Raw genomic sequence first — 26,075 nt, 5'->3', positions numbered from 1 at the left:
AGTCAGGAGACCTGCGACAGGACGTCCGATGCGAGCAGGTCGAGGTGATCCAGGTCGGCGAGGTCGAGCACCTGGAGGTAGTGGGTCTGCGAACCGGCTGCCGCGAGCCGTCCGAGGTGGTCGACGATCTGCGCCGGAGTACCGACGATGGAGCCGTCGCCAGGGTTCTCCGGGTCGCGACCGACGACGGCCGCGCGCCGGCGTACCTCGGCGTCATCCTTGCCCACGACAACGGTGTGTGCGGTCGACAGCGTGAGCGTCTTGGGATCCCGGCCGGCTACCTCGCAGGCTGCATGGACGCGGTCGAAGAGTGCCTTGGTCTCCTCAACACTGCGGAAGCCGGCGTTGAACTCGGACGCGTACTTCGCGGTGAGGGCAGGCGTCCGCTTCTTGCCCGCGCCGCCGACGATGATCGGCGGATGCGGCTGCTGGACCGGCTTCGGGAGCGCCGGCGAGTCCTTGATCTGGTAGTGCTCGCCGTCGAAGTTGTACTTCTCCCCCACCGGCGTGTCCCACAGACCCGTGATCAGCTCCAGCTGCTCCTCCAGCAGGTCGAAGCGCCCGGGCGTGTCCGGGAAGTCGAGTCCGTACGCCTGGTGCTCAGCTTCGAACCAGCCCGCACCGAGACCGAGCTCCACCCGGCCGCCACTCATCTGATCCACCCCCGCGACCGAGATCGCCAGTACGCCGGGATGGCGGAAGGTGACCGGGCTGACCAACGTACCGAGCTTGATGCGGCTGGTATCGCGAGCCAGTCCGGCCAACGTGATCCACGCGTCGGTCGAGCCGGGCAGGCCGTCGCCATCGCCCATCGCGAGGTAGTGGTCTGAGCGGAAGAACGCGTCGAAACCGCACTCCTCCGTCCTGCGGGCGACCGCCAGCAGATCGTCGTAGGTGGCACCTTGCTGGGGTTCGGTGAAGATCCTGAGCAACATGCCGCAACGCTATCTCGCGCTGGTGTACAGCTTCTCCAGGTACGACGGTTGCCAGTCCGGACCACGCCCGTTGAGCCGCCGGACCAGCCCGTGCACGTCGAGCCGCGACTCGACCGGGTTGTCCCACCAGTCGGGCACGCTGTCGTACCAGCGATCGATCCGCAGCGTTCGGCCGGCCGCATCCAGCCGCGCGAACAGCCAGCCACCCTGCTCGCCTTGCGACTCGGCGAGCCAGAGGTCGCCGAGGAGCTCGGTGAGCATCTCAGCCCCGTACTGCGGGTCGTCGACCTCAGGTGGCTCGAGGTCGAACCGATAGCTGGGTGCTGCTGGGTCGAGCACCTGCACCTGGATGGTGAAGCCGGACGGGACGACCTTGGTCCGGGCGCGGCACCAGTCGCGCAGCGCGTGGAAGGCGGCCGACTCCTTGGGGCGCGGGCGGGGGCGCTCAACCTCGGCGCGCATAGCCTCCTCGATCGAACCGGGCGGCGTCTCGACGCGGGGGCTCTCGCCACCGACGACACCGAGCCCGGGGATGGCGACGGCACCGCCGCCCTCGTCGGGCACCACCAACTTCTCCGGGCGCTCCGAAGCCTCAACCTGCGCTTCAGCCTCAGCGACACCCTCAGCCGCTCTGGCTGCAGCGTCGACGTGGGCGTCGCCCGCTTTCTCCGGTACCTCCTCTGGCGCTTCCGCTGAGGATGCCCGCTCTGAGGGCGCTTCCGCTGAGGATGCCCGCTCTGAGGGCGCTTGCGCTGAGGATGCTTGCTCTGAGGGTGCTTGCTCCGAGGCCTGCGGTTCGTCGTCTACCCGGATCGCCTCGAACTGAGCCGTGACGTCAGTCGCCGCCACTTCCTCCGGCTCGCGAACCTCTTCCGGGTCGTACGCCTCGTCCGCGGCCTGCCGCTGCTGGAACTCTTCGTGTCGCGACTCTTGGGGTTGCTGCTGTTGGGGCAGTGGCTGTTGGAGTTGCGGCTCGCCTAGCTGGTCGGCGGTCCAGTCGGCCTCCCCGAGGATCTCGTCGTGGAACGCCTCGTCGCCCATCCGGTAGTCGAAGTCCCCGAACGGCTCAAGACTGCTGAACCCGTTCGGCGGGATATCCCGCGCTACCGGCGCGAAAGGCGAACTACCGGCTGCGTAGTACTCATCCTCAGGATCATCCTCAACCACGGCCGCGATCTCAGCCGTAGGAGCATCACCCTCAACCTCCCCCTGAGCCTCACCCTCCGGCTCGAGGCCACCGTCACCCGGCAGCCCCTCCCCAGACCGCTCCGCCCCAGACTGCTCCACCTCAGCCGGTACTACGTCCAACGACTGCTCAGCCGCCGCCTCGTCGGCCTCCCCACCCACGAGCCCAAAGACCCGCTCCTCGGTCGGCGGCTCATCAACAACCTGCTCGCCACCCCCTGGGAACTGCCCGTCCAACTCTTCCCGCTCAACCTCCCCAGCCCCGTGAGCCTGGTCAGCATCCGCCCCGTCGACATCTTGCTCAGACCGCCGGTGCCCGAAGATCCGATCGGCCTGCTCCTCAAACCGATTGAAGCCTCGAGCCCGTTCCCTAGTCCCCGGCTCCTCAGCCAACTCGAACCGGCCAACATCAAGAACCCGCTCCTCAGTCGGCGCCTCATCCATCGACGCCGCCTCAGCCAGAGGCCCTTCCGACTCCTCCTCAAGACTCGTCAGCCCAAGCACATGCTCCTCAGTCGGAGGCTCCTCCGCGCTCTGCTCGAGGTTGGTCAGCCCTAGTACGTGCTCCTCAGTCGGAGGCTCCTCCGCGCCGTGCGCAAGATTCGTGAGCCCAAGCACGTGCTCCTCAGTCGGAGGTTCCTCCGCGCTCTGCTCGAGGTTGGTCAACCCTAGTACGTGCTCCTCAGTCGGAGACTCGTCAGCAGGCTGGACGTCGCCGACGTCTGCTGCACCAGAGGCATCTCCCTCGGCAGCCTTCGCAGGACCCGCGGCGTTCTGAGCGGCCAGGTAGGCGGCAACATCCTCCACCCACACGCCGTTGATCCAAGCGCCCCCGATCCACTCCGGCTTCGCAGGTTCAACCGGCGCCTCCGGCACGTCCTCCGGCACCGCTTCCGTCGAATATTCCGCCTCCGACACCGCTTCCGGCGCGTACTTCGCCTCTGGCTCCAGCTCCGGCTCTGGCCGTGCGGCCAGCCCTAGCTCCGACTGCGCCTCAGCAACACGCTCGTACGCCGCGGTGTCGTCATCCAGCCCGCGATCCGCATCAAGGGCATCCCCGGCACCGGCCCGCGTGCCGTCCTCAAACGCTTCCCGGCGAAACTCGAAGCCCCCCAGACCCGGCTGCGCTCCTGGGTCTACCGCCTGCGCTCCTGGGTCTACACCGAAGGGCGCCGAGCGCTCCTCCGAGGCGCCAGCGCCGTCCGCCGTCCGCTCCTGCTGGCGGTCACCGAAGGTGCGCTCGCGAGCATCAGGATCCGCGCTCGCACCCAGCCCTGTATCTCCAGCATCCCGAGCACCGCGCTGCGCACCGTCCCCGAACGCTGCCTGGCGGGACTCGAAGCCCCCTAGACCTGCCTGCGCCCGAGGCTCCACGCCGTAGGACTCGGAGCGCTCCTCCGAGGCGCCAGCGCCGTCCGTCGTCCGCTCGTGCTGGCTGTCGCCGAAGGTTCGCTCGGGCGCACCGGAACCCGCTCTCGCAGCCAGCCCGGCGTCCGCGCCCAGATCCGTGTCAGCAGCCATCCCACGGTCCCGACCACGCTCGGCGCCCGCGACCAGCTCCGTGCCAGCAACCCGCCCGGCATCCGCAATCCGCCCGTCATCCGCAGCCGGCCCGGCGTACGCAGCCGACTCCCGGCCCGGTTCAAGCTCGGTGTCCGCGGCCTGCCCGCTATGCCCGGTCAGCTCCGTGCCAGCAAACCGCCCGGCATCCGCAGCCAGCCCGGCGTGCGTAGCCGACTCCCGGTCCGGATCGCGCTCGGCGTCCGCGGCCTGCCCCGTATGCCCGGTCAGCTCTGTGTTCGCGGCCCGACGGGCGTCCGCAGCGAGCTCGTCGTCTGAACCATATTCCGTGTGCGTAGCTCGCCCAGTGTCTTGAGCTAGACCGCTGTGCGCGGCCGGCTCGTCGCCGGGATCAAGGTCGGGGTAGGCACCGTCCGCAAGCAGACCAGCGTCCGCGGCCAACCCGGTGTGCCCAGCCAATCCGCGGTCCCGATCGCGCTCGGCGTCCGCCGCCCACCCGGTGCCCGCAGCGAGCTCACGCTCGGTGTGAGCGGGCGGCTCGGTCTGGGTAGCCTGCTCGCGGTTCGGGTCACGGCCGGAGTCCGCGGTCGGCCCGGCGTCCAGGCCGGTGTGTGCGGCTGACTCGCGGTTCGGGTGACGCTCGGGGGGCGCGAGCCGAGCGGGTTCGGCGGCTAGTTCGGTGTGCTCCGCCGGCTCGTGGTTCGAATCGTGTTCGGGGGCTGCGTGACGCTCGGTGTCTGCGGTCGGACGGACGTCCGTGGGCGACTCGGCGTGCATCGCCGGCTCGCTGTCGCTGGCCGGCCAGGGCGCGTTGGACGGGGCTGGCGCGAAGGGGTTCGGGTGTGGGGCGAAGGGGTTCGGGCGTTGGACCGCGGGGTCTTGGGGTTGGGCGGAGGGAGGACGGGCGAAGGGGTTTCGGGGCGGATTCGGGGCAGCTGGGGAGGCGTCTTCGTCGGTGGGGATCGGGGGGATGACGCCGGTGTCATCGGAGGCGGAGACGGCGGGAAAGTCCGGGACGGGCGCGAGCTCGCCTGTGTCGTCGGAGGCGGAGACGCCTGGGGTGAGGCCGACTTCGTTGGAGGCGGTGTCGTCGTCGGGGGGTGAGACGTCTGGGGTGGGGGCGTCTTCGTAGGAGGTGGGGACGCCGGGGGCGGTGGTGATCTCGCCCGTGTCGTCGGGGATTGCTGCGATTTCGTTGGTGGCGTCGTCGGCGGACCAGGCGTCTGCGTCCGCTGGGGTGTCGCGGATTACGTCTGGTACGTACGTCGCGGCGGCTGGGGCGTCGGCGAAGAGGCTCGCGTAGAAGTCCTCGCCGTCGTTGACCGGGCCGCCGACCCGTGGCTCGGATGACGGGAGCCGGTCCATCGGCGGAACGGGGGCGTCCGCCTGGCCGGGGTGGTCACCGGTGGATCGCGCGTATTGGGTGCCTGGCGCGGGGGTCCTGGGGCCGTCGGTTGGTGAGGTGTACGGCACGGGCGAGCGATACGGGTCGCCGGGCGTCGGCGCGTACGGCGCACCGGCAGAGGGCGCGTGCGGCGTAGAGGCGGGTGGTGCGTACGGAGCGCCTGCCGGGGGCGCGTGCGGCGTACCGGCGGGTGGTGTGCCGGTGTGTGGGGGCTGCGGGTCGGGGTCTTCGTGTTTGCGGCGGCGGAAGAGGCGGGGTTTCTTGGCGACTACGCCGTAGTCGTCGGCGTGGGCTGCCGCGTCTTCGGGCTGGTACGGGGGGTCTGGCTCGGGCTCCGGAGGATCCGGCTGGGGGTCCGGAGCGAAGGGTGAGTCAGGGCGGAACGGGGGCTCCGGGTTGAGCGGCGGTTCCGGGGTGAAGGGGGGTTCGGAGGTGAAGGGCGGCTCGGAGGCGTAGGGCGGTTCTGGAGCGTACGGCGGTTCCGAGGCGTACTGCGGATCAACGGTGAAGGGCTCGTTGCCGCCGATGATGAGGTCGGCGTCGTCGCCGATCGGCTGGCCGGTGAAGGGGCTGATGCCGGGTGGGACGAGAACGGACTCCTCATCGTCCGCTTCGTCGGCCAGCGGCTCTGCGGGCGCATAGGCGTCGGACGGCGCGGTGTACCCAGCGGGTGCCTCGAAGCCTGGCGCAGCGGGGGGCGCGGGGCGTCGGGGTGTGGCTGGGGACGGGGTGCGGGGTGAGGCTGTGGCGGGGGCCGGTTCGCTGGCGGCGGTGCCGTTGAAGGCGTTGGCGGCGGCCAGGGCAGCGCGGAGGTCTGGGTGTTGCGGCGAATGCGGCCCGATGCCGAGCCGCTCGAAGAGGTCCAACAGCGACTCGGAGGTGATGCCGGTGGTCGCCGCAGTACGGATCAACCGCACGCCGATCGGCAGCAGCTCGTCCAGCCCACCGAGGTAGTCGGACCACTCGGCGGCCCACTCGATCATCTCGCGGGCGGCCTCTTCGTCCGAGGTGATCCACTCGCCGATCGGCAGGAACCCGTCATCCAGCGGCTGCCACGGGTCACCCGGGTACGACGCCCGCGCCCACGTCCCGCTGAAGCTGCCGTAGACGAACCCCAGATCCCCACCAGCGATCCGGCGCTTGACCTCAGGCTGGCCGATCCAGTCGGGAGCACCCGCCAGCAGATCAGCCTCAGCCGTCTGCGTGTGCTGCGTGTGGAACCCGAACAGCACCGCCCGCCCACCGTCGAGCCGGACCATCCGCAGGTCGCTGCCGGTCTCGTCCTGGTGGTACCAGCCGTGCTCGTCCGCGTACCAGCGCCGGTCGTAGCCGGTGGCATGGGCGACCGCGGCGAGCGCGCTCCAGCGGGCGCGCAACTCCTCCGGGTCGTCCAGGTCGACGAGCGGCATCGGGTCTCCTGCTAGTGCCTATCCAGCGAACAAGCCAGAACGGTACCCGAGAAAGCGCCGCTAGGCAGGTCGCGGTTCGAGCACGGCCACGCACTCTATGTGATGCGTCATCCCGAACAGATCGAACGCCCGCAGCGAGCTCACCCCGTAGTCCAGCTCCCCGAACGTCTTCAGGTCGCGCGCCAGCGCCGCCGGGTCGCACGCGACATACGCGATCTTGCGAGGCGAGAGCGCCGCGATACGCCGTACGACGTCCTTGCCGGCCCCCGTCCGCGGTGGGTCGAGCACGACCAGGTCGACCGACTCCAGCCCTTGCCCGGCCGCGTTGTTCAGTACCTTGCCGACATCACCGGCCTCGAGCGTCACCGCCGGCAGGTCATGCAGGTTCCGACGCGCGTTCTTCACTGCATCCTTGCTGCCCTCGACAGCCAGTACTGCGCACCCCGCCTCGGCCAGGAACGCAGCAAACAGCCCCACGCCGGAGTACAGGTCCAGAGCGGTCTCACCAGAGCGCGGCTCCAGCCCAGCCAGTACTGCGTCCACCAGCGTCTCGGGAGCGGCCGGGTGTGCCTGCCAGAACCCATTGGCCTCCACCCGGAAGCGCCTGTTCCGCACGACCTCCACTACTCGCCCACCGGAGTTGTCGTCGGTCAGTACCGCCGTCTTGCCCTCCGACGACACCACTGCCTTCACCGACGTAGCGTCCGGCCACTGCTCATGCAGTACGTCCGGAGTACCCGGGTGGGCGATCAGGCACTTGTCGATCTGCACCAGGTCATGCGACCGGTGCGCACGCATCCCGGGCCGGCCGCCGACTACGGCGTACCGCATCCTGGTCCGCCACCCGAGGCCGTCGTCGCCAGGCGACTCCATGACGATGTTCCGCTCGATGCCGCCGATCCGCCGCAGCGTGTCCGACACCACGGTCGCCTTCAGCCGCCGCTGCTCGACGATGTTGGCGTGCTGGAAGTCGCAACCGCCGCACCGGCCAGGCCCGGCAAACGGGCAGGGCGGTTCGATCCGCTGCGGTGAGGGCGTCAGTACCTGTACTGCGTCCGCGCGGAGGTACTTGCTGGTCTGCTCGGTCACACGGGCGTGCACCAGTTCACCTGGTAGCGCGTGCCGCACGAAGACCACTTGGCCCTCGTAGCGCGCGACACAGTGCCCGCCGTGAGCTACTGGCCCTACTTCCAGCTCCAGTAGCGTCCCGACGATCTGCTCAGCCGTCACCGGTCTCCTGAACTCTTGCGCGCGCCGCGCCGTACTTGGCCGGCTACGCGTTCCTCACGGTCCTGCCGCTCCTCAGCTGCCTGGGACGAGATCAGCTGGTACGGAACGGACGTAACCATCACACCAGGTGTGAACAAGAGCCGTCCCTTGAGCCGTAGTGCGCTCTGGTTGTGCAGGATGTGCTCCCACCAGTGCCCGACGACGTACTCCGGGATGTAGACCATGACCACATCCCGCGGTGACTGCCGCCGGATGTCTCGAACGTACTGCACGATGGGGCGAGTGATCTCCCGGTACGGCGACGCGAGCCGCTTGAGCGGTACCGGGATGTCCCGGGAGTCCCACTCGGCCTGGAGTTGCTCCGACTCCTCCCGGTCGACATCGACCGTCACTGCCTCGAGCATGTAGGGCCGGGCCGCCTTGGCGAAGGCCAGTGCTCGCAGGGTCGGCTTGTGGAGCTTGGAGACGAGCACGATCGAGTGCACCCGGGCCGGCAGCATCAGCGAGTCGTCGGCGTCGACTGCCATCTCGCGGCCGACCGTGTCGTAGTGCCGGCGGATGCCCTTCATCAGCAGGAACAGCACGGCCATCGCGATGATCGCGATGTAGGCGCCGTGGGTGAACTTGGTCAGCAGCACGATGACCAGGACCAGCCCGGTCATGGTCAGGCCGATCGCGTTGATCACCCGGGAGCGCATCATCTGCGCGCGCTTGGCGCCGTTCGTCTCGGTCTTCAGGTGCCTGGTCCAGTGCCGGATCATGCCGAACTGGCTGAGCGTGAAGGAGACGAACACCCCGACGATGTAGAGCTGGATCAGCTTCGTCACCTCGGCGTTGAAGGCGATGATCAGGCCGACCGCGCAGAGCGCCAGCAAGATGATGCCGTTGCTGTAGGCAAGCCGGTCGCCACGGGTGTGCAGCTGCTTGGGCAGGTAGCCGTCCTTGGCCAGGATCGAGGCCAGTACCGGGAAGCCGTTGAATGCCGTGTTCGCGGCCAGCACCAGGATCAGCATGGTCGCGCCGATCACCAGGTAGAAGCCGGGCGAGAAGTTGGAGAAGACCGAGTCGCCGATCTGGCCGATCACCGTCTTCTGGGTGTAGCTGTCGCCGACCGGCTGCCCGTTCTGGAGCAGCTGGGTCGCGGGATCCTCGGCGTACCGGAGCCTGATCTTGCTGGCCAGGAACAAGATGCTCATCAGCATCGTCACGGCGATCGTGCCGAGCAGTAGCAGCGTGGTCGCCGCGTTCTTGCTCTTCGGCTTGCGGAACGCCGGTACGCCGTTGCTGATCGCCTCGACACCGGTCAACGCGGCACACCCCGAGGAGAACGCCCGGGCGAGCAGGAACGCCCCGGCCAGACCACCGAAGATCTCGTGCCCCGTCTCCGGCGCGATGTCGAACTGCGCACTGTCGGCCAGCGGCAGGTTCCCCGCGCTGAGCCGGATGAAGCCCCAGATCGCCATCCCGATGATCGAGGCCATGAAGATGTACGTCGGGATCGCGAACAGCGCGCCCGATTCGCGTACTCCGCGCAGGTTCAGCGCCGTCAGGATCAGGACCAGCGTCACGGCCAGCGGGGTCTCGTGGCCGGCCAGGAACGGCAGCGCGGACTTCGCGTTCTGTACCCCCGACGAGATCGACACGGCCACGGTCAGCACGTAGTCGACCATCAACGCGCTCGCCACCGTCAGACCGGCGGTCGGCCCGACGTTGACAGTGGCAACCTCGTAGTCGCCGCCGCCGGACGGGTAGGCGTGCACGTTCTGCCGGTACGACGCGACCACGACGAGCATCACAAAGACGACCAGCAGGCCGATCTTCCAGGAGAACGAGTAGGCCGCCAGACCGGCCACGGACAGGGTCAGGAAGATCTCGTCCGGCGCGTACGCGACCGATGACAGAGCGTCACTGGCGAACACGGGGAGCGCGATCTTCTTCGGGAGCAGCGTCTCGCCGAGCTGCGCGCTGCGCAGCTTGCGTCCGATGAGGATGCGTTTGCCGATGTCGCCTAGAGCGGGAGTCACACCGGTGATGTTAGAGGCAGCACCGGTCCGGTGTAGCGTCTATCCCTGCCGAGACCGATGCCAGCGGCCCCAGGTGGGGCAAGGAGTGATCACGGAGTGCACGTCGTCATCATGGGCTGCGGCCGCGTCGGGTCGACGCTCGCCCGGACGCTGGAGAAGCGCGGCCATACCGTCGCGATCATCGACCAGTCCGCCGACTCTTTCCGCCGGCTCAGCCCGAACTTCTCCGGTCGTACGGTGACCGGGATGGGCTTCGACCGCGACGTCCTGACCGAGGCCGGGATCGAGGAGGCCGAGGCGTTCGCGGCGGTCTCCAACGGCGACAACTCCAACATCCTGGCCGCGCGCGTCGCCCGGGAGAACTTCGGCGTCGGCAACGTCGTCGCCCGGATCTACGACCCGGGCCGGGCCGAGGTCTACCAGCGGCTCGGCATCCCCACCGTCGGCACGGTGAAGTGGACCGTCGATCAGATGATCCGGCGGTTGCTGCCGAGCGGTTCGGAGCCCGAGTGGCGCGATCCGTCTGGCACCGTCCGGCTGGCCGAGGTCTACGTGAACTCGGGCTGGGTCGGCCGGCTGGCGATGGACATCGAGAAGGCCACCGGCGCGAAGGTCGCGTTCCTGACCCGGCTCGGCGAAGGCTTCATGCCCAAGGCCGACACGGTGATCCAGGAAGGCGACTTGGTGCACGTGGTCATGCTGGAGAAGGACGCCGCCGCCATCGAGTCCCAACTAGGTACCAAGCCTGAGGAGCTGTGATGCGGGTAGCCATCGCCGGCGCGGGCAACGTCGGGCGATCGATCGCGGCAGAACTGCTGGAGAACGGCCACGAGGTCCTGTTGATCGACAAGGACCCCCGGGCGATCAAGGCCGAGTCGGTGCCGCGGGCCGAGTGGTTGCTGGCGGATGCTTGCGAGCTGTCCTCGCTGGAGGAGGCGGCGCTGCAGCGGTGCCAGGTGGCGATCGCTAGTACTGGGGACGACAAGACCAACTTGGTCGTGTCGTTGCTGGCCAAGACCGAGTTCGGCGTGCCGCGGACTGTTGCGCGGGTCAACCATCCGCGGAACGAGTGGATGTTCAACGAGGCGTGGGGTGTGGACGTCTCGGTGTCCACGCCTCGGATCATGTCCGCGCTGGTTGAGGAAGCTGTCTCGGTCGGCGACCTGGTACGCCTGTTCACCTTCCGTCAGGGCGACGCGAACCTGGTCGAGCTGACCCTGCCCGAGGACTCCCCCATGATCGGCCTCCGCGTCGGCGACATCGACTGGCCGGTCGACACAGCACTGGTGACGATCATCCGCGAGGGCCGCGTCCTGCGCCCCGACCCGGAGGGCACGCTGGAACTGAACGACGAACTCCTCTTCGTCGCAGCGGACGAGACCGAGGAACAACTCGAAGACATGTTGTCTCCGCACCATCGGAAGTGATCCGGCGCAGGTGGAAGCCGTGTTGGTTCCGCCGGTGTGGATCTAGCCTCGCGGCGCGGCCGGCGGTTTGTCGGGTAGGTGGCACTTAGCTGCCGGTTGCTACTTCTTGCCGCGTTGCCTCGGCGAGTTGGTGCGGGTTCGTTGGGCAAGAAGTAGCAACCGTCAGCCTTGGGGTAGTCGGGTTGCGGGGTGCTCTTAGCTAACCCTTGGCTAGTGGTTGGGGTTTGGGTTTTGGTTTAGGCGGCACCGAAGCGTTCGGTGTGGATGCGGCGCAGCGGGATGCCACGGGCAGCGAGCTCGTGGCTGACGGCGTGGACCATCGGTGCCGGCCCGCAGAGGAAGTAGTTCAGGTGGGACGGGTTGCGGGGCAGGTGGCGGGTCAGTAGGTCGGTGCTGATTCGGCCGACCTCGCCGGTCCAGTTCGGGTCTGGCTTGCTGAGGACTTCTACGACTTTGAGGTTGAGGCGGCGCCGGACGTCCTCGATCTCGGGGCGGAGCATCATTTCGTCGGCTGTTCGCGACGCGACGATCAGCCAGTGGCGGCGGGGGTCGTGGCGGTCGGCGAGGGTTCTGAGCATGCTGAGCATGGGTGTGATGCCTACGCCGGCTGCGATCATCATGAAGCCGGCTGAGCCGTTGTGGCCTTCGATCGTGAACCCGCCGTAGGGGCCGTCCAGGAACACTCGGCGGCCTGGGCGTAGCGCGCTCAGCAACTCGGTGAAGTCGCCTAGGGCCTTGATGGTGAATTGTTTGCGGTGAGGGCGGACGGCTGTTGAGGAGATGCTGAAGGGGTGCTCCTCAAAGACGAAGGCAGTTGAGCCGAACTTCAGCCAGGCGAACTGCCCGGCGTTGAACGGTACGCCGGGATGCCGGTCTGCCCGGATCGTCAGGGTGACGCCGTCGCCGGGCTCGCGCCGTACTTCCTCCACCAGGTACGAGCGGCGCCTTGCCTGCAAGGGCAACCACAGCCAGCGGCGTACCGTCAGCGCCAGCACCAGCAGCCCTGTGCCGAAGAACCAGGCGGCCAGCAACGGCATCGACATCAGGTGCCGCAACCACCAGACGTGCATCCAGGCCGTCAGCAGCACGATCCACGCCAGCGCGTTGTGAACCAGTCGCCAACCTTCGTACCGCGGTTGGCGGCTCGGCCTGGTGATCGCGAGTACGACCAGGAGCAGCAAGGCAACCGTCGAACAGGTGGCTGCCCGAGCGGCCCAGGTAGTGTGCGCCAGGTTGAAGATGGAGAAGCCGCGCGGGTCTTCGATCAGTACTGCGAGCAGGTGCAGCAGCACCAGAATCGTTGCTGTCTTGGCGATCGACCGATGGATCCGGAGGATCGTCTCGATCCCGAACGCGGCGATCAGCGGTGACACCCTGGCCGGCAGGATCACCGCGACCACCAGGGCCGAGAAGGCAACCAGCCCGAGGCTCAGCGCGACCGCCTCGCCGGCCTTCAGATCATCGGGGCCGAGCGACAGCCAGGTGAGGACGAGCGGCACCAGCAGTGCCTCGAGATAAAGCAGGAACCAGCCGGCCCGCGCGGCCGGTCCGTGGACGTGCGTGGTGACAGTTCTTCGATGGATCATTCCTGATTCCCATCGCTTCCGTGGGGGCGGTGACTCGGAATTTACGCCCGGCAACCGCTGTCCGAAAACGCCATCCGGACAGCCTTGCGCCGCTCTTACAATTCATTGGCCGATCGCCCATTCGTCCGGACAATTGCGGCATTCCGCCGACAGGCGATCGTGCCGGTCGGCTGGTTGGCCGGCCGGTTGGCCGGATCCGGTCATCGGGCCGCCACCGATTTCGCATCGGCGGCGCGAAGGTCTACCGTCGTCCCACCATGAATCGTTTCATCCGGCTGGGGCGGGAGAGTCATGATGGTTCGGCGATGGATCGCAGCGGCGCTGGTGGGCGCGCTGAGCCTGGTGGGCCTGGGGCCGATGCCTGACGCGACGGCTGCGGCGGGCAGCCTCAGCGTCAGTGGGCTCAGCGTCGGCAACACGCGCAATCCCTTGGCTACCGAGGATCCACGGCCAGCGCTCGGCTGGAGGCTCGGTACGGCGATCAACGGTGAGCGGCAATCGGCGTACCGGATCATGGTCGCCAGCGATCCGGTACTGCTGCAGCGGCCGGACGTCTGGGACAGCGGCCGCGTCGAGTCCGACGAATCGGTCGCCATCCCGTACTCCGGTCCCGCGCTGCTGCCGGCGCATCGGTACTACTGGGCCGTCCAGGTCTGGGACTCGCACGGCCGGTCGACCACCTCGACCGAGACCGCCTGGTGGGAGACTGCCGTCGCGGACTGGAAGGGCGCGCAATGGATCAGTCCGGACACCGCGGACAGCAAGTCGTGGACCGATTTCTTTCTTGACGTCGATTTCACCATCAAAGCTGCCGCTGCGAGCGTAGTGTTTCGTGCGAAAGATACTGACAATTTCTATCTTTGGCAGATCAATGCCGCCTTGTCCCCCGGCAAGGTGCTACTTCGCCCGCACGCCAAAGTCGGCGGCCGGTTCACGACGCTCGCGGAGATCGACCTCGGCGCGTTCGACACCAGCGCTCAACACCACCTGAAGGTCCGCGCCGAGGGCGCCACCCTCACGACCTGGATCGACGGCGCCCAGGTCAGCCAGCTCACCGACACCGCGCTCAGCAAGGGAACGGTGGGCTTCCGCTCCTCGACGAGTGGCGGTGTCCAGGAGCGAGCGGCTTATGACAACCTCGCGATCCACGGTCTCAACGGCGACGAGCTCTATCGGGACAGCTTCGACACTGAGCCTGGCGGGCAGCTGGAGCCGACCGGCGACCCCACACTGATCCAGCGCGACCCCGATGCGCCGATGCTGCGGCGCGAGTTCACCCTCGACCAGCGGATCGTCAGTGCCCGCGCTTACGTCTACGGACTCGGCTTCTACGAACTCCACCTGAACGGCAACAAGGTCGGCGATCGCGTGCTGACGCCGGCCAGTTCGCAGTACGGGGAGAGAAGTCTCTACGACACGTACGACGTGACCGCCGCGCTGCGACGCGGAGCCAATGCGGTCGGCGTCTGGCTCGGGAACGGCTACGGCGCCAAGTACAACCCGTACGGTTTCCGCTGGCTCGGGCCGAAGCAGGCGATAGTGCTGATCGATGTCACCTACGCCGACGGCACCCACCGGACGATCTCGTCGGATCCCAGCTGGAAGTGGTCGACGGGCGCGATCGTCGGCAACGACATCTACGGCGGCGAGACGTACGACGCCAGGCTGAATCAACCAGGCTGGGACAAACCCGGCTTCGACGATTCGCACTGGCAGCCGACCAAGACAGTCGCCGCCCCCAGCGCCCACCTCTCCCCCAACACCATGCCGGCCATCCGGCTGGCGCAAACGCTTCGGCCGGCGAAGCTCACGCAGCCGAAGCCCGGCGTCTTCATCTACGACCTCGGCCAGAACATCGCCGGCTGGCCACGCCTGTCCATGCAAGGCCCGAAGGGCACCACGATCAAGCTCCGCACCGCCGAGGAGCTCGGCGGAGACGGCCTGCTCGACACCGCCACCAACCGGGGCGCGGCGGCGACCGACACCTACACTCTCAGCGGGCAAGGCCCCGAGACCTACGAGCCCCGCTTCACCTACCACGGTTTCCGGTACGTCGAGCTGACCGGCTACCCGGGCCAACCCGCGCTGGACACCATCCAGGGCCGGGTCGTCCACGCTGATGTCGAGTCGACAGGTTCATTCGACTCCGACAACGAGTTGCTCAACCAGATCTGGCGCAACAACCGCTGGAGCATCCTCAACAACTCGATGAGCCTGCCCACCGACACGCCCGTCCGCGACGAGCGGACCCCACCGACGATGGACGTCCAGGCGTACCGCGACGCCTCGGTGCGCGAGTTCGGGATGAACAGCTTCTACGCGAAGTACCTGCGTGACCTGCCGCCCGGCACCGCCCTGCCGAGCGACGCGGCCAAAGCGCAGTACCCGGACATGGCCGGCGGACAGATCAGCCTGGCGTGGACGCTCTACGAGCAGTACGGCGATCGCGCGACGCTCGCCGAGACCTATCCGAAGATGAAGGCGTTCGTGGACAAGAACGCGGCCGACGTGCCCAGCCATATCTGGCCGGCGGATCAGGGCTTCGGTGACTGGTGTCCGCCTGACCACGGCCCTGAGGCCAACGACGGCATGGGCAGTCCGTCGGCCGGCGACTGCTTCAGCGAGGTGTCGCTGGTCAACACGGCGCTGTCGTATCAACAAGCCGTCGATGTGGCGAAGGCCGCGCGGGTGGTCGGCACCGCAACGGAAACAAGCCATTACACCGACTTGGCCGAGAGCATTCGGCAGGCGTTCAACGAGCACTTCCTCAGCGCGGACGGCACGACGTACGGGAGCGGTCGGCAGACGACGAGTGTGCTCCCGCTCGCCTTCGGCATGGTGCCGGCGGCGAACGTGAAGGCGGTCGGCGACCAACTCGTCGCGACGATCCTCACCAAGGACAACGGCCATCTCGACACGGGTATCTTCGGGACTCGGTACCTGGTCGACGCGCTGGCGAAGATCGGCCGGATCGACGTCGCGATGACGATCCTCAACCAGCGGACCTATCCGGGCTTCGGCTTCGAGATCGCGCACCAGGCGACGACCTCATGGGAGCAATGGCTGTACAGCTCGGCGATGGAGACGCACGACCACGCGATGTTCGCCGGGATCAACGCGTCGCTCTATACCGAGCTCGGCGGAATCAAGCCCACCTCCCCCGCCTATCGAACCGTCACCATCGCGCCGCAGATCCCACCGCAACTCGGGACCGTCTCGGCATCGATCGAGACGGTCCGGGGCAAGGTCGCCTCGCGCTGGACGCAGACAGCGGACGAGATCCGGTTGGCCGTCACCATCCCGGTCGGCACCACGGCGACCGTCCTGCTCGGCGGCACCTCACATGCGGTCGGATCAGGTCACTGGACCTTCAGCGTCAAGAAGTAAAAGCTGCCGGGCGGAGCTGCTACTCCGCCCGGCAGCGGCTTTGATTACTTCAGGCCGAAGGCGCGGGTGATGGTCTGGTCGATCCCCGCACCCTTGCCGTCGTCCGCATGCACCCGCAGGCTGACGAAGCCATCCCGCGGACCGTCGAGCCGCGTGGTCCAGCCCTTACCGGTACTCCGAAGAGCCGCCCGCTGCCACGTCTTGCCATCGTCGTAGGAGATGTCGAGCGACGGCTGACGCAGCCCCTCGGCCGTCGAACTGACCGACCACTTCGGCGAGATGGTCAGATCGTCATGCCTGCCGGCCCTACCAGCGACATCGGTGTCGATCGCGTAGTCGAGCTGGATCAACGACACCGGCGAAGCGTCGGCGGTCGAGGCGGAGTTGAAGGTCCACTCCGTGCGAGTCGCCGTCGAGTACGGGCTCGGGTAGGTCCCACGCGTGTTGTCGACGACCATCCGGTACGGCTGCGACTCGGCCTTCAGGCCGCTCACGGTCAGCTGGTCGCGGTCAGCCTCGGCGACCAGTGTCGAGCCCTGGTACAGGCTCAGCTTCTGGGTGAGGTCGAAGTTGCCGAACGCAGTACCGGTGTGGTTGCCGCCGCCGTCGCTCCAGCCGGGCGCGACCATCGCGAGCCCGTCCTGCAGCCGCACCGGCGACAGTCCCTTGCTCAACCGCGGCCGCTGAATCGGGCCGAACCATTGCACATCGGTGCGGCTGCCGGCGGGGTACGACGTCCACTCCGGCTCGGCCTGCTGCGCCTCCCGGACGATCTCGGCCTTCGCCTGGTAAGGCACGCCGGCCATCACGTAGTCCGCGCGCTCGGCGACGAGCGGCATCCCGGTCGTGTTCATCGCCGACTCCCAGTCGACGTTCCAGATGTCGAACCGGTTCTCGATCCCGGTGCCCTGCCGGAAGTTCCGGTACGAGACGTTGAGCCGGGCAAGGTCGCCCGTCCGCGCCCGGTACGACGGATCGGTGGGCAAGTGATCCCAGTACTTCGACAAGTCGTACGTGTACTCCTCAGTCGGGTTGGAGTTCACGGTCAGACTCCCCCGCCCTTGCTCCACCTGAGCGATCAGCGCCTCGCCCTCGTCATGCGTGAGCGTGACTACCGTCAGCGGCACCGGCTGCACCCAGTAGATCGAGTCATCCCAAGGCGCCAGCCTGCCAACCCCACCGTTGACCACGACGAGTACCTTCGCGCCGGCCTCGGCAGCCGCAGCCGCTTGCTCCGACAGCGAGCCGTCGTTTCGTACGACGACCGCCTTGCCACGCTGGTCCTTCGCGTCGGCGAGCACGGCCTCGAGCTGGTGCTTCCCCTTCGACAGCGGGGTGTCACCCCGGCGTACCCGGAGGTCGTCGAACGTCTGCTTCGACGAGCTCATCGTCAACGCAGGCTGCTCCAACCGCCACCGCGCGCCGGTCGTGAAGGTGCCACTGGTCGCCTTGCCCGTCGGCAGCTCCCACACACTGTCGTAGCTGCCGTCCGGCCACCGCGACGACCCGACCGAGAAGACGTCCCGCCCGAAGTCCCGGTAGTTGTTCACCCGTACCTCGCCGAGCGTCGTCGCCTGCGGAGCAGCCACGGTGAGCTGCTTCGCCTTGCGCGCGTCGTAGGTGACCGTACGGTCCTTGTCGAGGTGGATGTCGAGCAGAGTCAGTACTGCGAGTCCGCGCGACGACGGCCCATGCGTGCCCTCAACATCCGTGGTGAGCCAGGTGGTGTAGTCACCAGGCGGCAGGCTGATCGACGTACCGCCTTCCTCGACGGTGAACTGGCCGTAGCTCGTACCACCGATCAGGATCGCGTCGCCGGTCAGCGGCTGACCACTGCGGTCCTTGGCGTCAAGGGTCAGCTTGTAGCGCTCCCCCTCACGGCCGATGCCGATCATGGTGCTCACCTGGGTGCCGTCGGACTTCTTCGCGATCAACTGACCAGACAGCTGCCGGTCGACCGGCGCTACGTCGACATCAGCGGTGAGCTTCACCGTGGCGGTCCCATGGGCGGGCACTGTCACCGTGGGGCTTGACAGCGTGAACAGCCCGGCCGGTGCGTCCGCGACCTTGGTGGTGAGGTCAAGGGTGACCGGTGCATCACCCGTGTTGGTATAGGTGATGTCGCGGTCGACGACCGTGCCCGGCTCGACCGGCCAGGCGTAGTGACCGGAGTACGCGCTCGAGGTCGCGAAGACGGTCGCCTTGCTCGTGGCGGCGATGTCCAGCCGCCCATTGCCACCCTGGTACGGGTTGTAGGTGGGGGTCGGCTTCGCAGTACTGACGATGGCGCTCTTCAGCTGCTGGCCGGTCCAGTCCGGGTGCTGCGCGGCGAGCAGCGCGACCGCGCCGGCGACGTGCGGTGTAGCCATCGAAGTACCGCTCATTACCTGGTACGAACCGCTACCTTCCGCCGCGTACTGCGAGCGGGCGGCAAGGATGTCCACGCCGGGCGCGGTGATGTCGGGCTTCAACCCGCCATCGCCCACGCGCGGACCCCAGCTGGAGAAGTCGGCGAGCTTGTCAGCTCCGTCGACCGCGCCGACCGTCAGCGCTGACTCGGCGATGCCCGGCGCGCTGGCGGTGTAGTAGCCCGGACCAGCGTTGCCTGCGGCAACAGTAAAGAGCGCGCCGGTCTCGGCGGACAGCTCGTTGAGCGACTGGCTGATCGGATCAGTACCGTCGGTCGGCCCGCCGCCGAGGCTCATGCTGACGACCTTGGCGTGCTGGTCGCGCGCCGCCCACTCCATCCCGGCGATGATCCAGGACTCCTGGCCGCTGCCCTCGTTGTCGAGGACCTTGCCAATGTGCAGGTGGGCCCCTGGCGCGACCCCGCGCTCGACACCGCCCGACGCATCACCGGTACCGGCGATCGTGGAGGCGACATGGGTGCCATGGCCGTGCCGGTCAGTGACGTCGAGGCCGGGCACGAAGCTAGTCGAGGCGGTCACGCGGTCATCGAGGTCTGGGTGTTCCAGGTCGACGCCGGTGTCCAGTACTGCGACATCGACGCCCTCGCCGATGTTGCCGCCGCGCCAGACCTCGGGCGCGCCGATCTGCGCCGTACTGTCGGCCAGGTCGGCCTTGAGCTTGCCGTCCAGCCAGACCTTCTTGATGCCGGCCGTGAACGCTGCCCGCCCGGTGGTGGCGGCCGTCAGCGAATGCCAGAAGTCAGCGGTGCGGTCGACCGTCAAGGCGGCACCCTTGATGCTGCTGAGGGTGGTCTGCTTGCGCGCACCGGCCGGGACGGCTTGCGTGCGCGCCTTGGCGGCGGCATCGGTGTAGGTCACGATCAGCGGAAGGCCGTCGTCGTACCCGTCGGCCAGCAGCTTGGTGACGTTGAACAGTTCCTCGTCGAGCAGCTTCGCCGCGAGGAAGCGAGCCGCGGATCGCGGGTAGACGTAGGTGTCCTTCCCGTTCACCCGTACGTCGTTGTCGACCAGCCGGCCGTCCGGGCCGGTGACGAGATAGCTCTTCTTGCCGTCGGCACCGACACTCACCTTGACCAGATCCCCGGTGATCAAGGTGAGGGACTGTGCAACGTGACCGGCCGTGGCGGCGTACGAGCCGGAGGGAGCGATGGGCGGTGCCGCGGCGGCGTACCCGCCGGTCACGGTGGCGGCGGCTGCCAGCAGCGCCACCGAAAGGACCGAGAGTCTTCGACCGCGGCCAGGACGTGGAGTCACAAGTGCCTCACAGGGGGTCTACGAATGAGTCGCCAGATCGTAGGCCTGGAAATCCGTCCTGATTAACCGATTCAGCTGGCCAGAACCAGCCGTGTCACGTTTGCGACACCCCGGAAAGTAAGTCCGGGTACGGGGTGTCGGGCAGGCCGAGGTTGCGCCAGACGAAGCGCGGGATGCGGGTCAGGAAGCCGTTGAGGAACACCGACGAGTGCTCGATCAGCTCGTGGCTGTGCTGGCCCGGGCTGAACCAGACCCAGTCCCCGGCGAACTCGAACGGGGCCGGCGGGCTGGCCATCAGGTACTCCATCTGGCGCGGGTGGATCACGTCGTACGCGAACTTGGTGTCGTCCGCCTTGACCTTGAACTGCTCGTTGAACGCACCGCTCTCAAAGCTGATGCCGCGACCGAAACCACCGCGCCGGCCGACCGAGAGCGCCGGCATCGGAACGGGCAGCTGGAACCCGAGCACAGCCTCGCTGTGGTTCTCGGTCACCTGCCGGGTCTGGCTGCGACCCTCGCTGTCGGTGTACGACTCGGTGCGGGTCGTCTTCCACTCGTGGGTGAACGCGACGAACGGCGGACCGTTGCCGTCGCGGCCGCGGATCACGTCCGAGGTGCTGTGGCTGTGACCGGACCTGGTCACCCGGGTGGTCTGCAGCAAGCTGTCGTCGACGCCGACCCAGTACCACTCCGGGTGCTGGTAGAACGTCAACCGCTGTGGCCGTTCCGGCTGGATCCATCGATCCAGCGGCGTCGCGTCGATCACCGCGGCGATGGAGGCGAGCTGCTCCAGCCATTCGGCGAGCACGGCCGGGTCCTTGCGCGGCGGATCCAGTACTACGAGTTGGTCGCCGTCAATGCTGAGATTCAGACCGGGTTGCGTTGCCGCCATCACGGTCAGCCGCTCGCACAGTTGCGGGGTGAGCACCTCAGCGCCGTACGCCGAGTCGAGTGCGCCGACCTTCCAGCCGGGGCCGAGTTGCGGCGGGGCTGGGACGCTGGTCGCGGTTACGCCGTACCGGAGTTGGGTTTGGCCGCCGATGATCCACAGCTCGGGGAGCCGGCGGGATAGGGTGACCATGCCGACCCAGCCCTTCCAGTGCTCGGCGCCGTACTCGATGACCTGGAACGGTCGGCCCGTGCTCGTCGAGCCGGTGATCTGGTCATCGGGCTTGCGCACGAACCCCAGCCCGAACGGCGGATTCGCGAGCCTGGCCACGGCGTCCCAGGTCGGGCTGCCCTCGAAGGTCCAGCCGCGATCCCGCAGCGAACTGACGTACCGCTGGCGGCGGATGATCGCGAAGAGACCGATGGCGGCGCCGATACCGGCGATCACCAAGACGATCACAACGGCCTTGTTCACGCGCTCTCCCTCGTTGCTCCGAGCCCCCGATTGTTCCCTACGACGCGGGTTACCCCTGTGTCAGTTCCGTCAACATCGCCCGAATCGCCGGACTCGCATCACCACTCCGCCGCCAAGCAGCCTGTACTTCGCGAGTCGGCCGCCGGGCAAGCGGCCTGGCAACCAGCTCACCCAGCGCCGGGCGAGCAAGCCGCGGGATCAGGGCGATCACGTCCCCGGCAGCGACCAGCGCAAGCTGGGTAGCGAAGTCGTCAACCAGATGCCGCACATCGGGCTCCTCCGGCGCATCGGCGACGAGCCGGCGGAACCATTGGTGGCAAACAGTCCCAGGCGGGCTGGTCACCCACGCATGGCCGACGAGATCAGCAGCAGTCAGCGGCTGGTCGCGGCGAGCCGATCGATCGCCGGTCGCGGCGAGTAGTTCGTCCTCCATCGCCAACGGGTGGGTTGTGCTCATGACGACGTCGCCGGTGTCGGTGTGGAGGTGGCGTTGGGTCAGGGACGGCGGGAGTGGGGTCGGGAGGCCGTCGGCGTCGTGGATGAGGGCGAGGTCCGCAGTACCGGCTTCGACGCTGTGGAGTGCCTGGTCCGGGTCCTGCTCGGTGAGGTGTACCCGGAGGTCAGGTGCGGTCTTCGCGAGTCGCGGCAGGGTTGGCGCGAGTAGGCCGCGGATGGCGGTGGAAAACGCGACCACCCGCAGTACACCGCGCGGCGTCCCCTCCGACACCGACTGAGCCGCCTCAGCACACCGCTCGAGTGCCTGGAACACCTCCGGCGCCGAGTCGACGATCGCCTGCCCGGCCGGCGTGAGCACCACCCCGCGCCCCGCCGGCGCGATCACCGGTACGCCGACCTGCCGCTCCAACCGCTTGAGCTGCTGCGACACCGCCGAAGCCGTGAACCCCAGCTCCTCAGCCGCCCGCGCCAACGTCCCCAGCCCGGCCACCGCCCGCAACGCCCTCAACGCACCGACCTCGATCATGAAGCCACGGTAATCAATACCGGCAAAAACCCGTCGCTAGACCCCACTGATCATCTTCGACCAGGATCGACCCATGACCGCTGACCACCTCTTCGGCACCAACCTCGTCGCCATGGTGACCCCGATGAACCCCGACGGCTCGATCAGTACCCAGGGCGTCAACAGCCTCGTCGACCACCTCATCACCACCGGCGCCGACGGCCTGGTCGTCGCCGGCACCACCGGCGAATCCCCCACCCTCACCGACGCCGAGACAACCGCCCTGATCCGCGCGGTAGCAACCCAAGCCCGCGGCCGCGCCAAAGTCATCGCCGGCATCGGCACGTACGACACCGCCACCACAATCCGCCGCGCCGTGGAAGCCGAAGCAGCAGGCGCCGACGCCCTCCTACTAGTCACCCCGTACTACTCCAAGCCGACCCAAGCAGGCGTGATAGCCCACTGCCGAGCGGTAGCCGACGCCACCACCCTCCCCGTCATGCTCTACGACGTCCCCCACCGCACCGGCTTGGCCCTCGCCCCAGCCACCATCACCGACCTAGCCACCCACCCCCACATCCACGCAATCAAAGACGCCAAGGGCGACCTGGCCGAAGCAATGACCCTCATGTCGACCCTCGCGTACTACTGCGGCATCGACGACCTGAACCTCCCGTACCTAGCCGCCGGCGCCACCGGCCTGGTCAGCGTCACCGCCAACCTCACAGCCACCCCCAACGCCGACCTCATCCACGCCATCCGCACCGGCGATCTCGACACCGCCCGCGCAATCCACCGCTCTCAGATCCCCGTAACAGCAGCCCTGACCGCAGCCTCCCAAGGCGCCGCTAACTCCAAGGCAGCCTTGGCAGAGCTGCGCATCATCCCCCACCGCTCGGTCCGCCTCCCCCTACTCGAAGGCCAGCCGGGTTAGCGAGGAGGACTACTTCTTGCCGCCACGGAGGAGGCCGGTCACGTGGTCGCGGGTCTCGTCCCACTTGTCGGCTGGGAGGGAGCCTCGGAGGACGGAGTACGCAAGCCAGAGGGCCAGGGCGTAGCACGGGAGGCCGAGGCCGATCTTGGCGATTCCCAGGGCGTTCAGTTGGTGGGTCAGGTACAGGGGAATCTGGATGGCCAGGCGGCCGGCGAAGAGACCCGCGAAGACCAACGTCGCGCGGTTGAAGCCGCGGTACATGTCGGGGTCGCGGCGCCAGTCGCCGCCGGTCTGGGTGATCACGCCGTAGAGGGCGCCGAACAGCGGCCAGCGAACGACGATCGAGATGCCGTAGATCAGCAGGTAGCCGGCGCTGAGGATCATGCCGGGCAGGTAGACGTTCTCGGCCTTGCCGCTGCGGTTCGCCACCCAGGCGGAGAACGCGACCCCGATGAAGCCACCGATCACGTTGCGCAGCGGCTGCTTGCGGAGCAACCGCAGCAGCGCGACCGCGCCACCACAGGCCACCGCGACGATCAGAGCGAGCTTCAGATCATGGTCGGACGCCGCGTAGACGATCATGAACGCGATCCACGGCAGACCGACGTCGAGCAGGGCTCCCCAGCCACCGAGGGCCTGGAAGAAGTCCTTGTCGGTGGTCCCTTCCGGCCTGGACACAGTCGGCTTGGCCGGAGCCGGCTCGTCTTCGGCCGGCGGCACGGTCTCCGCGGCCTCGAACTCGGGCTTCAGAATCTCGACGAGCTTCTCGTTCAGGTCCTCGTCGAGCTGGTCACGCTGGGTTCCCTGCGGCGTTCCGTGCGGCTCAGCCATGCGCGGCCGTCGGACGGAGCTCGTACTTCGGGTTGAACATCACCCGGTCCCCGTCCACAACACCGATCCGCCCGGACGCGGTCAGCTCCGAGCCGGGGTGGATGCCGGCGATCTTGCGCCGCCCCAGCCAGACCAGCTTGACCGTGCCGGTGCCGTCGTACAGCTCACCCTCCAGCGCCGGTACGCCGCCGCGCGGGCTGAAGGTGATCGTGCGCAGCGTGCCGTACAGCGTCACCATCTCCCGGTCGTGGCAGCCGGTGATGGACCGCGCGCCACAACCGTGCGCGTAGTCCTTGAGCACCTCGGCGTCCTGCTCGTCCCGATCGCCGGCCAGTCCCTTGAAGGCGCGCTTCCACAGCCCCCCGGGTTTATCACTACCCATGAGCCCAGTGTAGGCCGTTCGTGAGCGTGCTCGGCCGGTATCCGGACATGTCGATCAGGCCTCTTCCTCGGTGGCCGCCTGGGCGCCCGCAGGCAGCCGCAGCGCCAGCGATTCGCGCGGCGCCATCGGCTCCGCACCGCGCACGACGACCACGTTGCGCAACGACTGCTCCATCGGCGGCGCGGCGTCCGGCTCGACCGCGGCGCGGCCCAGCACGGTGGCCCGCAGCAGCCAGCGCGGGCCGTCCACGCCGATCACGCGCGAGGTCTGGCTGAAGATCTGCCCCTCGGGGTCCTCGACCGGTACGACGAGTACGAGCTCGGTCCCGAACGGACCCTCGGTCTCGGACGCGGTGCCACCCATCCGGGTCGCCTCGGCAGCGATCTCACGCCGTACTTCGGACCAGATGCCGCTCGTCTTGGGCGCAGCGAATGCCCGCAGCTCGAGCGCGGAGTCCTCCAGCACCAGCAGGACCGCCTGGACGTCGCCGCTGGCCTCGTCGACCTGCAGCCGCAGCTCCATGCCGGGCAGCCCGGTGACCACCAGCGCGCCGAGGTCGATCCGGTCCTCGGCCTCGAGCGTCTCCAGGTCGATCTCGGTCGAGTCGAACGGGCCGGCGCTGCGACCGACCGGCGCAGCCTCCTCGGCGTCGTCACCTTCAACGACGTCTTCCTCGTCGCCGAAGAAACCGCCGGTCGTCGGCTCGTCGTCGTTCTTGCCCTTGCGACGGAAGATCACTGCTCTAGCCCTACTTCCATAGTCATCTGGCGGCCGTGAAATCAGCCCGCCGTAGTCTCGCGCATCACGCAGGTCAATCGCGTGCACCTGATCAGCGTGTCACACCGCCGAAGCCACCGGTCGAGCCGTGGCCACCCTCGCCGCGATCCGACCCCGGCAGCTTCGTCACTTCGACGAACCGGGCCTTCTCGACCCGCTGGATGATCAGCTGCGCGATCCGGTCGCCCCGCTTGAGGGTGATCTCGGCAGCCGGGTCCAGATTGATCAGGCACACCTTGATCTCGCCACGGTAACCCGCATCCACGGTGCCCGGCGCGTTGACGATCGACACCCCGTGTTTCGCCGCCAGCCCTGACCGCGGGTGCACGAACGCGGCGTACCCGTCCTGCAACGCGATCGCGATCCCGGTACCGACCAGCCCCCGCTCCCCTGGCTTCAGGGTGATGTCGCTGGCCGCGACCAGGTCGGCACCCGCGTCTCCTGGGTGCGCGTACGCCGGTACCGGCAGGTCCTCGTCTAGCCGCTGGATCAGTACCTCAGTCATGGGAGAGGACCCTACCGACGGCGTCCGGCACAGGCCGTGCCAGGCTGGTGTCGTGGAGCAATACCGGGAACGGCTGAGCGTGCCAGTGAGCTGGTGGATCATCGCCACTGCGGCAGTGATCACCCTGTACGTCATCACTGCGGTCCCGGCCGGGGTCATAGCGGGCGCTGCCGTCGGAGGGGTCGCTGCGATCCTGCTGCTCACCCTGTTCACCCGGTACGGCGGTGCTGTGGTCGCTGTCGACTCCACCAAGCTCCGGGCCGGCCGTGCCGCCATCGAGCGGGAGTACGTGGGCAAGGCCGAGCCGCTGTCCGGTGAGGACGCCCGCAACGCGTTCGGCCGCGACTGCGACCCCAAGGCGTACCTAGTACTGCGCAGCTACCTGCCGGGCGCAGTACGGGTCGAGATCACCGACCCGCAGGACCCGGCGCCCTACTGGCTGATCGCCACGCGGCACCCAGAACAGCTCGCAGCGGCACTCACAGCCGACAGCGTGGCAAGATCCTGAGCAACGGGTCCCATAGGAGGTA

Annotated in this window: 17 protein-coding genes; 5 read left to right on the top strand and 12 right to left on the bottom strand. The window is 68.0% G+C overall.

The window, feature by feature from the left end:
• Positions 1–2: 2 nt before the first annotated feature.
• The 4 genes from OHA70_RS29850 to OHA70_RS29835 are packed head-to-tail and all read right to left on the bottom strand — an operon-like array spanning position 3 to position 9,709.
• The gene (locus OHA70_RS29850; RefSeq protein WP_328323088.1) at positions 3–935 is read right to left on the bottom strand and encodes an LLM class F420-dependent oxidoreductase; all 933 of its coding nucleotides are present in this window, start codon (positions 933–935) and stop codon (positions 3–5) included.
• A 9-nt stretch (positions 936–944) separates the two neighbouring features.
• Positions 945–6,455 (bottom strand): hypothetical protein, encoded by a 5,511-nt coding sequence (locus OHA70_RS29845; RefSeq protein ID WP_328323086.1) that lies wholly within the window; start codon positions 6,453–6,455, stop codon positions 945–947.
• A 60-nt stretch (positions 6,456–6,515) separates the two neighbouring features.
• The gene (locus OHA70_RS29840) at positions 6,516–7,685 is read right to left on the bottom strand and encodes a class I SAM-dependent RNA methyltransferase (protein ID WP_328323084.1); all 1,170 of its coding nucleotides are present in this window, start codon (positions 7,683–7,685) and stop codon (positions 6,516–6,518) included.
• A complete protein-coding gene (locus OHA70_RS29835; protein ID WP_328323081.1) occupies positions 7,682–9,709 on the bottom strand; it encodes an APC family permease in 2,028 nt (675 codons plus the stop codon). The genes OHA70_RS29840 and OHA70_RS29835 overlap by 4 nt, the downstream gene beginning before the upstream one ends.
• A 96-nt stretch (positions 9,710–9,805) precedes the next feature.
• On the opposite strand from OHA70_RS29835, the gene OHA70_RS29830 reads away from it, so the two are divergent.
• Both OHA70_RS29830 and OHA70_RS29825 read left to right on the top strand, forming a co-directional pair.
• A complete protein-coding gene (locus tag OHA70_RS29830; protein WP_328323078.1) occupies positions 9,806–10,468 on the top strand; it encodes a potassium channel family protein in 663 nt (220 codons plus the stop codon).
• Entirely contained in the window at positions 10,468–11,136 is a 669-nt protein-coding gene (locus OHA70_RS29825) for a potassium channel family protein (RefSeq protein ID WP_328323076.1), read from the top strand. Before OHA70_RS29830 ends, OHA70_RS29825 begins: the two co-directional genes overlap by 1 nt.
• Positions 11,137–11,372: 236 nt before the next feature.
• Here the strand turns inward: OHA70_RS29825 and OHA70_RS29820 are convergent, their stop codons facing one another.
• Entirely contained in the window at positions 11,373–12,722 is a 1,350-nt protein-coding gene (locus OHA70_RS29820; protein WP_328323074.1) for a ferredoxin reductase family protein, read from the bottom strand.
• Between the two features lie 291 nt (positions 12,723–13,013).
• Between OHA70_RS29820 and OHA70_RS29815 the strand changes: the two genes are divergently transcribed.
• Positions 13,014–16,109, top strand: coding sequence for a family 78 glycoside hydrolase catalytic domain (locus OHA70_RS29815; protein WP_328323072.1), 3,096 nt, complete (start codon positions 13,014–13,016; stop codon positions 16,107–16,109).
• 44 nt (positions 16,110–16,153) lie between these two features.
• Here the strand turns inward: OHA70_RS29815 and OHA70_RS29810 are convergent, their stop codons facing one another.
• The 3 genes from OHA70_RS29810 to OHA70_RS29800 form a co-directional block, all read right to left on the bottom strand.
• Positions 16,154–19,747, bottom strand: coding sequence for a S8 family peptidase (locus OHA70_RS29810; RefSeq protein WP_328323070.1), 3,594 nt, complete (start codon positions 19,745–19,747; stop codon positions 16,154–16,156).
• Between the two features lie 139 nt (positions 19,748–19,886).
• A complete protein-coding gene (locus OHA70_RS29805; protein ID WP_328323068.1) occupies positions 19,887–21,155 on the bottom strand; it encodes a hypothetical protein in 1,269 nt (422 codons plus the stop codon).
• Positions 21,156–21,204: 49 nt separating this feature from the next.
• Positions 21,205–22,137, bottom strand: a complete 933-nt coding sequence (locus tag OHA70_RS29800; protein WP_328323066.1) for a LysR family transcriptional regulator — start codon at positions 22,135–22,137, stop codon at positions 21,205–21,207.
• 73 nt (positions 22,138–22,210) lie between these two features.
• Here OHA70_RS29800 and dapA point away from each other — a divergent pair, with 73 nt between their 5' ends.
• A complete protein-coding gene (dapA, locus tag OHA70_RS29795; protein ID WP_328323064.1) occupies positions 22,211–23,050 on the top strand; it encodes a 4-hydroxy-tetrahydrodipicolinate synthase in 840 nt (279 codons plus the stop codon).
• 9 nt (positions 23,051–23,059) lie between these two features.
• Here dapA and OHA70_RS29790 read toward each other — a convergent pair whose 3' ends face one another.
• The 4 genes from OHA70_RS29790 to dut all read right to left on the bottom strand — a co-directional run bounded on the left by OHA70_RS29790 (position 23,060) and on the right by dut (position 25,545).
• Positions 23,060–23,881, bottom strand: a complete 822-nt coding sequence (locus OHA70_RS29790) for a DUF3159 domain-containing protein (protein ID WP_328323062.1) — start codon at positions 23,879–23,881, stop codon at positions 23,060–23,062.
• A complete protein-coding gene (locus tag OHA70_RS29785) occupies positions 23,874–24,263 on the bottom strand; it encodes an OB-fold nucleic acid binding domain-containing protein (protein WP_328323060.1) in 390 nt (129 codons plus the stop codon). Before OHA70_RS29785 ends, OHA70_RS29790 begins: the two co-directional genes overlap by 8 nt.
• Before the next feature lie 54 nt (positions 24,264–24,317).
• The gene (locus OHA70_RS29780; protein ID WP_328323058.1) at positions 24,318–25,001 is read right to left on the bottom strand and encodes a DUF3710 domain-containing protein; all 684 of its coding nucleotides are present in this window, start codon (positions 24,999–25,001) and stop codon (positions 24,318–24,320) included.
• A 91-nt stretch (positions 25,002–25,092) separates the two neighbouring features.
• Positions 25,093–25,545, bottom strand: a complete 453-nt coding sequence (dut, locus tag OHA70_RS29775) for a dUTP diphosphatase (RefSeq protein ID WP_328323056.1) — start codon at positions 25,543–25,545, stop codon at positions 25,093–25,095.
• Between the two features lie 52 nt (positions 25,546–25,597).
• Between dut and OHA70_RS29770 the strand changes: the two genes are divergently transcribed.
• Positions 25,598–26,053 (top strand): DUF3093 domain-containing protein, encoded by a 456-nt coding sequence (locus OHA70_RS29770; RefSeq protein WP_328323054.1) that lies wholly within the window; start codon positions 25,598–25,600, stop codon positions 26,051–26,053.
• Positions 26,054–26,075: the final 22 nt, after the last annotated feature.

The sequence above is a fragment of the Kribbella sp. NBC_00382 genome (genome assembly GCF_036067295.1).
Classification (GTDB): Bacteria; Actinomycetota; Actinomycetes; order Propionibacteriales; family Kribbellaceae; genus Kribbella.
Note: the sequence above shows the minus strand (reverse complement) of the source record. Positions and strands in the feature narration are given on the sequence as shown.

Excerpts from the sequence above, each read along its gene's own strand:
- OHA70_RS29820 (WP_328323074.1), bottom strand. The coding sequence starts at position 12,722 with ATGATCCATCGAAGAACTGTCACCACGCACGTCCACGGACCGGCCGCG.
- OHA70_RS29790 (WP_328323062.1), bottom strand. The coding sequence starts at position 23,881 with ATGGCTGAGCCGCACGGAACGCCGCAGGGAACCCAGCGTGACCAGCTC.
- OHA70_RS29845 (WP_328323086.1), bottom strand. The coding sequence starts at position 6,455 with ATGCCGCTCGTCGACCTGGACGACCCGGAGGAGTTGCGCGCCCGCTGG.
- dut (WP_328323056.1), bottom strand. The coding sequence starts at position 25,545 with ATGACTGAGGTACTGATCCAGCGGCTAGACGAGGACCTGCCGGTACCG.
- OHA70_RS29785 (WP_328323060.1), bottom strand. The coding sequence starts at position 24,263 with ATGGGTAGTGATAAACCCGGGGGGCTGTGGAAGCGCGCCTTCAAGGGA.
- OHA70_RS29825 (WP_328323076.1), top strand. The coding sequence starts at position 10,468 with ATGCGGGTAGCCATCGCCGGCGCGGGCAACGTCGGGCGATCGATCGCG.
- OHA70_RS29850 (WP_328323088.1), bottom strand. The coding sequence starts at position 935 with ATGTTGCTCAGGATCTTCACCGAACCCCAGCAAGGTGCCACCTACGAC.
- OHA70_RS29815 (WP_328323072.1), top strand. The coding sequence starts at position 13,014 with ATGATGGTTCGGCGATGGATCGCAGCGGCGCTGGTGGGCGCGCTGAGC.
- dapA (WP_328323064.1), top strand. The coding sequence starts at position 22,211 with ATGACCGCTGACCACCTCTTCGGCACCAACCTCGTCGCCATGGTGACC.
- OHA70_RS29800 (WP_328323066.1), bottom strand. The coding sequence starts at position 22,137 with ATGATCGAGGTCGGTGCGTTGAGGGCGTTGCGGGCGGTGGCCGGGCTG.